Origin of the sequence: Kitasatospora saccharophila, assembly GCF_039529925.1 — a bacterium.
Classification (GTDB): domain Bacteria; phylum Actinomycetota; class Actinomycetes; order Streptomycetales; family Streptomycetaceae; genus Kitasatospora; species Kitasatospora saccharophila.
On the sequence record NZ_BAAANS010000004.1, the window covers coordinates 198286 to 210341 of the forward strand.

At 73.2% G+C, this 12056-nt stretch carries 12 protein-coding genes and 1 pseudogene; 10 read left to right on the top strand and 3 right to left on the bottom strand.

Translation table 11 applies throughout. The features are described from left to right. Positions 1-5: 5 nt before the first annotated feature. Positions 6-977: an ABC transporter substrate-binding protein gene (locus ABD345_RS05215; RefSeq protein WP_344550556.1), complete on the bottom strand. Its 972-nt coding sequence runs from the start codon at positions 975-977 to the stop codon at positions 6-8. Positions 978-1209: 232 nt separating this feature from the next. On the opposite strand from ABD345_RS05215, the gene ABD345_RS05220 reads away from it, so the two are divergent. The 10 genes from ABD345_RS05220 to ABD345_RS05265 all read left to right on the top strand — a co-directional run bounded on the left by ABD345_RS05220 (position 1210) and on the right by ABD345_RS05265 (position 11054). After that, positions 1210-2622, top strand: a complete 1413-nt coding sequence (locus ABD345_RS05220; protein WP_344550557.1) for an aspartate ammonia-lyase — start codon at positions 1210-1212, stop codon at positions 2620-2622. A 130-nt stretch (positions 2623-2752) separates the two neighbouring features. Then, complete coding sequence (locus tag ABD345_RS05225; protein WP_344550558.1) at positions 2753-3301, top strand: DUF4383 domain-containing protein; 549 nt, start codon at positions 2753-2755, stop codon at positions 3299-3301. Between the two features lie 102 nt (positions 3302-3403). Continuing rightward, the gene (locus ABD345_RS05230; RefSeq protein ID WP_344550559.1) at positions 3404-4072 is read left to right on the top strand and encodes an SDR family NAD(P)-dependent oxidoreductase; all 669 of its coding nucleotides are present in this window, start codon (positions 3404-3406) and stop codon (positions 4070-4072) included. Positions 4073-4297: 225 nt separating this feature from the next. Further along, positions 4298-5254, top strand: coding sequence for an ABC transporter substrate-binding protein (locus ABD345_RS05235; protein ID WP_344550560.1), 957 nt, complete (start codon positions 4298-4300; stop codon positions 5252-5254). A gap of 1 nt (position 5255) precedes the next feature. Further along, a complete protein-coding gene (locus ABD345_RS05240) occupies positions 5256-6206 on the top strand; it encodes an amino acid ABC transporter permease (protein WP_344550561.1) in 951 nt (316 codons plus the stop codon). Positions 6207-6222: 16 nt separating this feature from the next. Continuing rightward, on the top strand, positions 6223-6975 hold the full coding sequence (locus ABD345_RS05245) for an amino acid ABC transporter ATP-binding protein (RefSeq protein ID WP_344550576.1): 753 nt from the start codon (positions 6223-6225) through the stop codon (positions 6973-6975). Further along, entirely contained in the window at positions 6972-8183 is a 1212-nt protein-coding gene (locus tag ABD345_RS05250; protein ID WP_344550562.1) for a M20/M25/M40 family metallo-hydrolase, read from the top strand. Before ABD345_RS05245 ends, ABD345_RS05250 begins: the two co-directional genes overlap by 4 nt. 144 nt (positions 8184-8327) lie before the next feature. Continuing rightward, the gene (locus tag ABD345_RS05255) at positions 8328-9623 is read left to right on the top strand and encodes a cyanophycinase (protein ID WP_344550563.1); all 1296 of its coding nucleotides are present in this window, start codon (positions 8328-8330) and stop codon (positions 9621-9623) included. 130 nt (positions 9624-9753) lie between these two features. Next, the gene (locus tag ABD345_RS05260) at positions 9754-10638 is read left to right on the top strand and encodes a MurR/RpiR family transcriptional regulator (RefSeq protein ID WP_344550564.1); all 885 of its coding nucleotides are present in this window, start codon (positions 9754-9756) and stop codon (positions 10636-10638) included. A gap of 125 nt (positions 10639-10763) precedes the next feature. Next, a complete protein-coding gene (locus tag ABD345_RS05265) occupies positions 10764-11054 on the top strand; it encodes a DUF427 domain-containing protein (RefSeq protein WP_344550578.1) in 291 nt (96 codons plus the stop codon). A 36-nt stretch (positions 11055-11090) separates the two neighbouring features. Here ABD345_RS05265 and ABD345_RS05270 read toward each other — a convergent pair whose 3' ends face one another. Both ABD345_RS05270 and ABD345_RS05275 read right to left on the bottom strand, forming a co-directional pair. After that, positions 11091-11747: a fasciclin domain-containing protein gene (locus ABD345_RS05270; RefSeq protein ID WP_344550565.1), complete on the bottom strand. Its 657-nt coding sequence runs from the start codon at positions 11745-11747 to the stop codon at positions 11091-11093. A gap of 77 nt (positions 11748-11824) precedes the next feature. Then, positions 11825-12056, bottom strand: a pseudogene (locus ABD345_RS05275) (molybdopterin-binding oxidoreductase); the annotation flags it as partial.

A 12056-nucleotide genomic window follows, 5' to 3' on the forward strand; every position in this document is an offset into this window, starting at 1 on the left:
GGGCGTCAGTCGAGGGCGCCGTTGATGGTGGCCTGCGCAATGGCGATGCTGGGCACGTGGTAGGCGTCGAGGATCCTGCCGTACGAGCCGTCGTCCATCAGGGACTGGAGCGCGGCCTGAACGGCCTCCTTCAGCCCGGGGACGGACTTGGAGACGCCGATCCCGATCGGCGAGGCGCTGGTCGGCCCGACGGCCGCCTTGCCGAGGACGGTGTCGAACGTGCTGCCCCCGTCCGCCGTGTCCGCCACGTAGGCGGCCGTCACCTCGTCGAGGAAGTCGGCGGACACCTTCCCCGAGCGCAGCGCGAGCTGCGCCTCGGAGTCCTTCGGGAAGGCGAGGACGGTGATCGGCGGCAGGCCCTGCTCCTTGCAGAGCTCCTGGCGCTGGTCGAGGATCTTCTGGTGGTTGGTGCCGGCCTGCACCGAGACGCTCTTGCCGCACGCGTCGGTGACCACCTCGATGCCGTCGGGGTTGCCCTCCTTGACCAGCCAGCCCGGCCCGGCGTTGACGTAGTCGACGAAGTCGACGGCCTCCTCGCGCGCCTTCTTGTCCGTCATGGCGGACATGACGGCGTCGAACTTGCCGGCCTGCACCGCCGGGAGGAGGCCGTCGAACTTCTGGCCGGTGAACTCGAACCGGATGCCCAGCCGGGCGCCGATCGCCTGGCCCATGTCGTGGTCGATGCCGGTGATCTCCTGGCTGCCCTCGGAGACGTACATCTCGAACGGCGGGTAGGGGACGTCGGTGGCGACCCGGACCTTGCCCGCCTTCTTCACCGCCTCGGGCAGCTTGTCGGTGAGCTTCGGGTCCGACGCGATCGAGACGCCCTTGACGACGGTGGTGGTCGGCGAGGCGGACCCGCCGTCGCGGGCCGGGCCGGCGGCGGACGATCCGCAGGCGGTCAGGGCGAGACCGCAGGCGGCCGCCAGGGCCGCGGAGGTGATCGTCCTGAGCGCGGCGGTGCGGGAGGAGGTCATGGGGGAGCCCTTCGGTCGTGCGCCTCGGAGGAGTGTGCGGACGGCGCGAACAGAAGTTACATCTGATGCGTGTTTGGAGAATATGTATCGAGAGTTACGTTCGCGCAACGGTGTCGGGGGTGTGGAGCAGCCAGGCCGGAGGCCATTGATTCGTTACAGAATGTCTGCTACTTACTGATTCTGAAACGTACAGTACGAGCTGTGCGGTATCCGCGACAGATCCCGGGACACCGTGAACCCTCACTCCACGCCCACCGACGCCCGCCGCGTCGAGCACGACCTCCTCGGCGCGCGCGAGCTGCCCGCCGGGGCCTACATCGGCATCCACACCCTCCGGGCCACCGAGAACTTCCCCCTGACCGGGACGCCCGTCTCCGTCCACCCCGAACTCGTCGCCGCCCTCGCCGCGGTGAAGCAGGCCGCGGCGCTCGCCCACCGGGAGCTCGGCGTGCTGGACGACCGCCGCTGCGAGGCCGTCGTCGCCGCCTGCCGGGAGATCCGCGCCGGGCGCTGGCACGAGCACTTCGTGGTCGACGTCCTCCAGGGCGGCGCCGGCACCTCCACCAACATGAACGCCAACGAGGTCATCGCGAACCGGGCGCTGGAGATCCTGGGGAGCGGGCCCGGCGACTACGCGCTGCTCAGCCCCAACGACCACGTCAACCTCGGTCAGAGCACCAACGACGCCTACCCCACCGCGGTGAAGCTCGCGCTCCACGAAGCCGCGCACGCGCTCGCACCGGCCATGGACCGCCTCGCCGACGCGCTCGCCGACCGCGGGGCCGCCTTCGCGGACGTGGTCAAACTGGGCCGGACCCAGTTGCAGGACGCCGTGCCCATGACGCTCGGCCAGGAGTTCGGGGCCTTCGCGCTCGGCGTCCGCGACGACACCGCCGTCCTGCTCCGCTCCACCCGCGCCCTGTGCGAGATCAACATGGGCGGAACCGCCATCGGCACCGGCCTCAACGCCCACCCCGGCTTCGCGCGGGCCTGTGCGGAGCACCTCGCCGAGATCACCGGAGTGCCCGTGCACCCGGCCCGCGACCTCGTCGAGGCCACCCAGGGCACCGGGGCGTTCATCGAGCTCTCACACGCCCTCAAGCGCTTCGCGCTCCGCCTGGTCAAGGTCTGCAACGACCTGCGCCTGCTGTCCTCCGGCCCCCGGGCCGGGTTCGCCGAGATCAGGCTGCCCGAACTGCAGGCGGGTTCCAGCATCATGCCCGGCAAGGTCAACCCCGTCGTCCCCGAGGCCGTCACCCAGGTCTGCTTCGACGTCGTCGCCGCCGACACCGCGGTCTCACTGGCCGCGCAGGCGGGCCAGCTGCAACTCAACGCCTTCGAGCCGCTGATCGCCCACCGCCTGCTGGCCGCCCAGCGCCGCCTCGCCGCCGCCTGCACGCTGCTCGCCACCGCGTGCGTCGACGGGATCAGCGCCGACGCCGAGCGGGCGTACGGCCACGCCAGCGGGTCCGCCGCCCTCGCCACCGCGCTCAACCCGGTCATCGGCTACGAGCTGTCCACCGAACTCGCGCGGCGCGCGGTGGCGCAGCAGCGCCCGGTGCGCGAGGTCGCGGAGGAGGCGGGGGTGCTGCCGTCCGAGGTCCTCGACGAACTCCTCGACCCCCGCCGCCTGGTCGGCGGGTAGCCCGCGCGGCCCCCTCCGGCGGGCCCGACGCGCCGAACGGTGCGCAGACGATGCGACTTCCGCCGGGCGCACCCCCCGGCGAGAGTGGGGTCACGGGGAACCACCCCCGAGGCACGAATGGAGCGCTGTCATGGACTTCCGCGACGAGCTTCCCGTCGACCACCGACTCGCCAACGTCCACCGGATCGGCGCCGGACTGTGCGGCGTGCTGCTGCTGGTCTTCGGCTGCCTGGGCCTGGCGGACGGCCTGGCGTTCTTCAGCACCAGCGGCGAGCGCGTCGCCGGGCTGACCAGCAACGGCCTGCTCAGCCTGGTCTCCATCGCCACCGCGGCGGTGCTGATCGTCGGGGCGGCCATCGGCGGCAACACCGCCTCCACGATCAACATCGTGGTGGGCACCCTCTTCGTCCTGAGCGGGTTCGTCAACCTCGCCCTGCTGGACTCGGGGGCCAACGTGCTGGCCTTCCGGATCCCCAACGTCCTGTTCAGCTTCGTCATGGGCCTGGTCGTCGCCACGTTCGGGATGTACGGCCGGGTCGGTTCCAAGCTGCCGCTCGACAACCCGTACTGGCGGCACCGCCACCCCGAGGGGGCCCGGGCCGAGGCGGCCCAGCCCGTGGCGGCGCGGCTGCTCGGCGCCCCGGAGGCCCGTCCGGGCATCACCGGCCCGGCCCGGTAGCCGGACGCACCGCCCCGAGCGGCCGCGGGGCGGCTCCCGCGGGCCCCGGCCGCGGGGCGCGCGGGAGCCGGGAGGCGTCGGCGGACGAAAGGGAGGCCGGTCATGGACGTGCACGGGGCGCGGCTGCTCGTGGTGGGCGCGACGGGGGAGTTCGGCGGGCTGGTGGCCGCTCTCGCGGCCGACCGCGGGGCGCGCGTCGTCCCCGCCGGGCGTGACGCCGGGCGGCTCGCGGCGGTGGCCCGGCGCGTCGGCTCCCCGTTCGCGCCGGCCTTCGACGCGTACGACCTCGACCGCTGCTCCGCGCTCGCCGCCCTGGCCGCCGAGCACCTGGGCGGACTCGACGCCGTCCTGGTCAGCGTCGGCGCCGTGGCGTTCGGGCGGGCCGAGGAGGTGTCGGCCGAGATCGAGGAGCACCTGATGGCGGTCAACGCGCTCGCCCCGATCGCCGTCCTGCGCGGGGCCCTCCGCGCCGTCGGCCGGGGCGGTGCCGTCGGGGCCGTCACCGGGATCGTCGTCGAGCGCCCGACGGCCTCGGCGGGTGCCTACCACGCGTCGAAGGCTGCGCTCAGCGGGTGGTTGGAGACCGTGCGGCTGGAACAGCGGGCCAGGGCGGTCGGCGTCCTGGAGGCCCGGCTTCCCCACCTGGCGAACGGTTTCGCGGCGCGTGCCCTCGCCGGGGCCCCGCCGCGGCTGCCCGCCGGGAGCGACCCCGGTCCGTGGGCCGGCGCGGTCCTGGACGCGTTGCTGGCCGGCGCCGACCTCGTCCGCTGAGGCCGAAGCAGAACATACAGAACCATGGTGGTTCTCGATGGTTGTAACGACCTTTCGCGGTGGGCCCTCCGTCATCTGAGGGACCATCAGGGCTTTTCTTGAGGTTCATCGAGCGTTATGGATTCGTAGCCTTCATTACATATGGCCACCAAGATGGTTTACCTGTAACGTCCTGGCTTGCGGCGCGGCCCCTCGGCGCCGCCCAGGTCCTCGAAAGGTTGCTCCGTGAACCCCTCCGCCCCCCGCAGACCGGCCCGGCCGGCCGCGGCCGCCCTCGTCCTGTGCGGCGCCCTCGCCCTGACCGCTTGCGGGAGCAGCGGGACCAGCGGTCCCGCGGCGACCGGCCCGGTCACGGTCGCCGGTGTCAGCATCAGCGCCGACCCCGCCCTCCACGACGCACTGCCCGAGGCGGTCCGGAAGGCGGGCAGGGTCCGCGTCGCCACCGACGTCCCCTACCCGCCGTTCGAGATGTACGTCTCCGAGGGCAGCAAGGAGCTGACCGGCCTCGACCACGACCTCGGACAGGCCGTCGGTGCCAAGCTCGGCGTCCGGTTCGAGTTCCAGGCACAGAAGTTCGACGGCATCGTCCCCGCCCTCCAGGCCGGCAAGTACGACGCCGCGATCAGCGCCATCACCGACAACAAGGAGCGCGAGCAGGTCGTCGACTTCGTCGACTACTCGGTCTCCGGCAGCGGCGTCCTGGTCGCCAAGGGCAACCCGCAGAAGATCACCACCCTCGACGACCTGTGCGGCCGCTCGGTCGCCGTGCAGAGCGCCACCAACCAGCAGAAGCTCCTGGACCAGCACCAGGACAAGTGCCGCGAACTCGGCAGGGCCGCCGTCGAGGTCCAGACCTTCCCCAAGGACTCCGACGCCCAACTCGCCCTGCGCTCCGGCAAGGTGGTCGCCGACGTGCTCACCAAGCCCGCCGCCGGGTGGACCGCCAAGAGCGCCGACGGCGGCGCCGCGTTCGAGGTCGTCGACGACCCGGCCGCGCTCGGCGGCTACCACGCCTCCCCGAACGGCATCGCCGTCGCCAAGAACCTGCCGCAGCTGACCGACGCGGTGCAGAAGGCCGTGCAGGCCCTGATCGACGACGGTTCGCTCGCCAAGATCTACGACAAGTACGGCGTCGCCTCGATCGCCGTCAAGCAGGCCACCAAGAACGGCGCGGTGGACTGACGTGCCCGTCACCGAACGCCCCGCCGAGGCGGCCCCCGCCCGGCCGGACGACCTGGTGGCCGTCCCGGTCCGGCACTGGGGGCAGTGGACCGCCGCCGTCGTCGCCGTGCTCGGCCTGGTCGGCCTGGTCGGCTCGCTCGCCAAGAACCCGAACCTGAAGTGGGACGTCGTCGGCCACTACCTGTTCGCCGACCTGATCTTCGACGGCCTGTTCACCACCCTGTGGCTGACCGCCGCCGCGATGGCGGTCGGCCTGGGCCTGGGCACCCTGGTCGCCGTCATGCGGCTGTCGACCAACCCCGTCCTGTACGGGCTCTCCACCGGCTTCGTCTGGCTGTTCCGCGGCACCCCGCTGCTGGTCCAGATCCTCTTCTGGGGCTACGCCGCCGCGCTCTACAAGCACCTGATGATCGGCATCCCGTTCACCACGGTCACCTTCGTGGAGTTCGACACCAACAGCCTGCTGCCCGCCTCCGTCGCGGCGCTGCTCGCCCTGGGCCTGAACGAGGCCGCCTACGCCTCCGAGATCGTCCGGGCCGGCATCCAGTCCGTCGACCCGGGCCAGACCGAGGCCGCCCACTCGCTGGGCATGAAGCCCGCCCTGACGATGCGCCGGATCGTGCTGCCGCAGGCGATGCGGGTGATCATCCCGCCGATGGGCAACGAGACCATCAACATGCTCAAGACCACCGCGTACGTCTCGGTGATCGCCGCGCACGACCTGATGTCCAACATCCAGGACGTCTACAACCAGAACTACCAGATCATCCCGCTGCTGGTGGTCGCCGCCCTCTGGTACCTGGCGCTGGTCACCGTGCTGTCCGTGCCGCAGGCCTGGCTGGAGCGCCGCTACGGCCGCGGCACCGCCCGGGCCGGGCACGTCTCCCCGCTGCGGCGGATGCTCACCGGCCTGCCCGGCCTGCTCCCCACCACCCGCGAACGGAAGGGCTGAACCGATGGCCCGCCCCATGGTGCACGCCGAGGGCGTGCGCAAGCACTTCGGCCGGCTGGAGGTCCTCAAGGGGATCGACCTGACCGTCGAGCGCGGACAGGTCTGCTGCCTGCTCGGCCCGTCCGGCTCCGGCAAGTCCACCTTCCTGCGCTGCATCAACCACCTGGAGAAGGTCGACGGCGGACGCCTCACCGTCGACGGCGACCTGGTCGGCTACCGGCAGTCGGGCAACCGGCTGCACGAGCTGCGCGAGTCCGAGGTCGCCGAGCGCCGCCGTGAGATCGGCATGGTCTTCCAGCGCTTCAACCTCTTCCCGCACCTGACCGCCCTGGAGAACGTCACCGAGGCGCCGGTCCGGGTCGCCGGGGTCAACCGCACCGACGCCCGGCAGGAGGCCCTGCGCCTGCTGGAACGGGTCGGCCTCGCCGACCGCGCCGACCACTACCCCGCCCAGCTCTCCGGCGGCCAGCAGCAGCGGGTGGCGATCGCCCGCGCGCTAGCGATGAAGCCCAAGCTGATGCTCTTCGACGAGCCGACCTCCGCCCTCGACCCCGAACTCGTCGGCGACGTCCTGGACGTGATGCGCGACCTGGCCGCCGACGGCATGACGATGGTCGTGGTCACCCACGAGATCGGCTTCGCCCGCGAGGTCGGCGACACGGCCGTCTTCATGGACGAGGGCGTGGTCGTCGAGGCCGGCGACCCGCGCAGGGTCCTGGTCGACCCGGAGCAGGAGCGCACCAGGGCGTTCCTCTCCAAGGTCCTGTGAGCGCCCCCGCCGAACCGGCGAACCGCGCGGCCGCCGCCGAACTGGCGGCCGCCGCCGAGCAGGCGCTGCCCCGCTACCTCGCCGACCTGGCCGAACTCGTCGCCGTCGACTCCGGCTCCTACGACGCCGACGGCGTGAACCGGGTCGCCGACTGGTTCGAGCACCGGCTGCGCTCGATCGGGTTCAGCACCGAACGCACCACCCCCGGGCGGGTGGACGGGCACCGCTTCGGGGACGTGCTGGTCGGCCGGCTCACCGGTTCCGTGCCGGAGGAGGACGGCGGAGCGCGGATCGTCCTCGTCGGCCACATGGACACCGTCTTCGAGGACGGCACCGCCGCCGCCCGCCCGTTCCGGGTCCTGGACGGCCGGGCCCACGGGCCCGGCGTCAGCGACGACAAGGGCGGCCTGCTGGCCGGGGTCACCGCGGCCGAACTCCTGGTCCGGCACGGCCGGACGGCCTTCGCCGAGCTCGTCGTCCTCGCCACCCCCGACGAGGAGGTCGGCTCGCCGGCCAGCCGACCGGTCACCGAGCGCACCGCCCGCGGGGCGCACTACGCGCTCGGCCTGGAGTGCGCCCGGGAGAACGGCGACCTGGTCATCGAGCGCAAGGGCGTCGCCGACCTGCTGGTCACCGTCACCGGGCGGGCCGCCCACGCCGGGATCGAGCCCGAGCGCGGCGCCAACGCCGCCCTCGCCGCCGCCCACCTGGTGGTCGCCCTGCAGGCCCTCAACGGCACCTGGCCCGGCGTCACCCTGAACGTCGGCGTCGTCCGCGCGGGCACCCGCACCAACATCGTCTGCCCGCAGGCCGAGCTGTACGTCGAGGTCCGCGCCGCCACCACCGCCGGCCTGGACACCGCGATCGCCGAGATCCGCGCGGTCGCCGCCCGGACCGTCGTCGAGGGCACCGCGGCCCGGGTCGACCAGCTGGACCTGTGCCCGCCCATGGAGCACACCCCGCAGGCGGCGGCCGTGCTCGCCGCGGCCCTGCGCACCGGCGCCGACCTCGGTCTGCGGATCCGCGGCGCCTCCACCGGCGGCGTCGGCGACGCCAACCTCACCTCGGGCCTGGGCATCCCCACCCTCGACGGCCTCGGCCCGGTCGGCGGGGCCGACCACACCCCCGAGGAGTGGCTCGACACCGCCGGCGCCCCGGGCCGGATCGCCCTGCTGGCGATGCTCGTCGAGCGCCTCGGACGGCGCTGACACCCCCCGGGTGTCCCACGACCGGCCCGCGCGGCCCGGCTCACCCGGCCCCGCGCGGGCCGCACCACCGCCGGGTGCGCGCCACCCCCGGACGCGCACCCGGCGCCGCACGGTTCCAGAATCCAACGACCACGGAGTTCCCGGATGAACCGACACCTGCGCACCCGCCGCGGGCGCACCGCCCTCGCCCTCGCGGCCGCACTGACCCTCCTCGCCGCCACCGCCCAGACCGCCTCCGCCCGCCCGGCCGCGGCCGGGGGCACCCTGATCCTGGTCGGCGGCGGCCTGAAGGACGGCAACACCGAGATCTACGGGGAGATCGTCCGGAAGGCCGGCGGTGCCGGGAAGGCGCGGATCGGCGTCCTGACCGCCGCCTCCGTCCCCGAGAGCCAGGACCCCGACGCCGCCGACCCCGACACGTGCTCCAACTCCCGCTGCAACGGCCTCTACTACGCGGCCCTCTTCGAGCACTACGGCGCCGCCGACGCCCAGTGGGTGCCGATCGACGTCGAGCACGTCGACGCGGCCGACTCGGACGCCGCGGTCGCCCAGGTCGAATCCATGACCGGCTTCTTCTTCGGCGGCGGCGACCAGTACCGCTACGTCACCAGCCTCCTGCACGGCGACGCCCGCACCGACTCCAAGGTCATGGCGGCCATCCGCCGCAAGCTCGCCGCCGGAGCCGTCGTCGCCGGCTCCAGCGCCGGCGCACAGATCGCCTCCGGACCGGACATGGTCACCGGCGGCGACAGCTACCAGGCCCTGCGCGACGGCAGCACCCCCGGCTACTTCGCGGACCCGACCAGGCTGGGCTACCTCCCGCAGGGCGGCTTCGGCCTCTTCGACGCGGGCCTGCTCGACACCCACACCGGCACCTACGGCCGCGAGGGCCGCGCGATCCGGCTGGCCGCCGACACCGGCCACGACCGGGTCCTCGCCCTCGACGAGGACACCGCGATCGAGGTCGAGCACACCGGCACCCGCGACGAGAGCCTCCGGGTCCTCGGCACCCACGGCGTCTCGGTGTTCGACCTGCGCTCCGCCCGGACCGGCACCACCGGCGGCCACTGGACGATCGACAAGGTCCGCTACAGCTACCTCACCGACGGCGACCGCTACGACCCGCGCACCTGGCACGTGCGGGCCGGGGAGGGCAAGCGCCCCCTCACCGCCACCTCCGACACCCCCGTGCCGCCCAACCACGACGCGTTCTACTCCGTGGACGACCCGGACGGCCGGCCCTACTCCCTCTCCGGCACCGCCCGCGCCCTGACCGCGACCACCGCCCAGCGCACCGCGACCGCCGGCACCTTCGAGTCCGCCCCCGCCTTCGAGGTGCTCCTGAGCAAGCGCGGCGACACCCGGGCGTGGACCGCCGACGGCACCACCGCCGCCTCCTTCACCGACCTGGAGGTCGGCGTCCACCCGGCCGCCGACTGATCCCGGCCCCGCTCCGGGGCACCGAACCGTTCCGTGATCTCCGCAGCCCGGCACTTCGCTAGGCTGCGGAGGCACGTGCCGCGCCGCACCACCGACGACCGCCCGTAGTCCGGGAAGGGGAACCCCGCCCATGCCCACCGTCACGCTCGCCGAGGACATCCGCCAACGACTCGGCGACTGCAGCCCCGCCGAGCGCAAGGTCGGCAGGATCCTGCTCGCCGGGTGGCCGGCCGCGGGGTTCGAGACCATCGCCACCCTCGCCGAGCGCGCCGACGTCAGCGCCCCCACCGTGATCCGGTTCGTCAACCGCCTCGGCTACCGGGGCTTCCCCGACTTCCAGGCGGCCCTGCGCGCCGAACTCGACGAACGCCACGCCTCGCCCGTGACGCTCTACAGCAGCGGCAACTACGGCAGCGCCGCCGCCGACCCCGCAGCCGTCGGGGCCAAGGCCGAGAACCTCCTCGCCCACGGCCGGGAGGTGTTCACCGCGGCGGTCGACCGCACCCTCGCCGAGGTCACCCCGCACGACCTGGAGCGGGCCGTCCAACTCCTCGCCGACCCCAAGCGGCGCATCACCCTGGCCGGTGGCCGGTTCACCAACCTCTTCGCCCAGTACCTCGGGCTGCACCTGATGCAGGTGCGCGACGACGTCCGCTTCCTCCCCGACCGGGCCGTGGAGCGCACCGCGCTGCTCTCCTCGCTCGCCCGCCGCGACGTCCTGGTCGTCTTCGACTACCGCCGCTACGAGGAGGACAAGGTCACCGTCGCCGAACTCGTCCGCGAGGCCGGGGGGCGCGTCGTCCTGTTCACCGACACCTGGCTCTCGCCCGTCAGCACCCACGCCGAAGTCGTCTTCTCCAGCCAGGTCGGGGCCCCCTCGCCGTACGACAGCCTGGTGCCGACGCTGGCCGTGGTCGAGAGCCTGGTCGCCGGACTGATCGCGGAACTCGGCGACCGCGCCCACCGGCACATGCGCCACAACGAGGAGACCGCCACCCGGGCCGGCCTCACCTGAGGCCCGGAGCGCAGTGACCTTCCAGCGGACGCGGGCGCACCCGTTCCCGCCCGCGAAGCGGAAGGACCCCGCACCGCGGACCGCCCCGACGGGCCCGCGGGCGGTGCACGAACGGTGCGACCGACCTGCTCCGGCCCGCCGACGGCTCGACCCTCTGCGAGTGGAAGGGACGGGCGCGGTACTGGGACGTCGAGGCCGGCGGCCGGTTCTCGGTCCGGGCGGCGTGGAGCTACCCGGAACCGCTGCCCGGGTACCGGGAGCTCCGCGACCACCTGGCGTTCCACCCGGGCCGGGTGGAGCGCTGCACGGTGGCCGGCGAGGTCGTGCGGCCGCAGGAGGGCGGGTCCTACGGGGGGTGGATCACGGAGGAGATCACCGGCCCGTTCAAGGGCCCTCCCCGGGCCGCGGGTTGGTGAGCGGCCGGGGAGGAGCCCGCGCGGGTGTCCGGCAGGTCAGGAGGTGGGCATCAGGACGGTGTCGACGATGTAGACGGTGGCGTTGGCGGTCTGGACGTTGCCGCACAGCACCTTGGAGTTGCCGTTGACGGTGAAGTCGGGCTCGGAGCCGGTGACGGTGAGGTCGCCGCCCTCCAGGGTCTTGTGGGTGCCGGCCAGCGCGTTGGGGGCCAGGCGCTCGGGGGCGACGTGGTAGGTGAGGACCTTGGTCAACTTGTCCTTGTCGGCCAGCAGCGCGTCCAGGTCGGCCTTGGGGAGCTTGGCGAAGGCGTCGTTGGTGGGGGCGAAGACGGTGATGTTCTGCGCGGAGTTGAGGGTGTCGACCAGGCCGGCCTGCTTGACGGCGGTCACCAGGGTGGACAGCAGCGGGTTGTTGGAGGCGGCGGTGGCGACCGGGTCCTTGGCCATGCCGGTGAAGGAGCCGGCGCCGTCCTTGGGCACGGCGGCGCAGGCCGCGCCGAACGGCTGGTCGGCCGCCGCCGCGGCGGAGGCGGTGCTGCCGGACATCGCGGCGGAGCTGGAGGCTGCGGTCTGGGCGGAGGCGGACGAGGAGCTGGAACCGCTGCTGCTGCTGCACGCGCCGAGGGTGAGGGCCAGCGCGCCTGAGGCGAGCAGGGCGGTGAAGGTGCGGCGGTTGCGGATGGAAGCGGACATGGCGGATCTCTCCTCGGTGCTCGGGTGAAGTGTTGCCCGGATGAAGTGGTCTGTGGAAAAGGGAAGTCGACGGATGGTCAGGTAACGGTGACGACGGTGCTGTGCCAGCCCGTCGCTCCGGCGGGGAAGGGGGCGGCGCGCCGTTCGGGTTGTACGGCGCCGGTGGCGTCGGTGGCGCGGACCTCGATGCGGTGGGTGCCGGGGGTCGCGTCCGTCCAGGCGTAGGACCACTGCCGCCACAGGTCGGGTCCGGCGTCGGCGGCCAACTCGGCTTGCTGCCACGGGCCTTCGTCGATGCGGAGTTCGACG

Bases quoted from the DNA above. Each gene is read 5' to 3' on its own strand.
- ABD345_RS05215 (WP_344550556.1), bottom strand. From the start codon at position 977: ATGACCTCCTCCCGCACCGCCGCGCTCAGGACGATCACCTCCGCGGCC.
- ABD345_RS05225 (WP_344550558.1), top strand. From the start codon at position 2,753: ATGGACTTCCGCGACGAGCTTCCCGTCGACCACCGACTCGCCAACGTC.
- ABD345_RS05230 (WP_344550559.1), top strand. From the start codon at position 3,404: ATGGACGTGCACGGGGCGCGGCTGCTCGTGGTGGGCGCGACGGGGGAG.
- ABD345_RS05245 (WP_344550576.1), top strand. From the start codon at position 6,223: ATGGTGCACGCCGAGGGCGTGCGCAAGCACTTCGGCCGGCTGGAGGTC.
- ABD345_RS05255 (WP_344550563.1), top strand. From the start codon at position 8,328: ATGAACCGACACCTGCGCACCCGCCGCGGGCGCACCGCCCTCGCCCTC.
- ABD345_RS05260 (WP_344550564.1), top strand. From the start codon at position 9,754: ATGCCCACCGTCACGCTCGCCGAGGACATCCGCCAACGACTCGGCGAC.
- ABD345_RS05270 (WP_344550565.1), bottom strand. From the start codon at position 11,747: ATGTCCGCTTCCATCCGCAACCGCCGCACCTTCACCGCCCTGCTCGCC.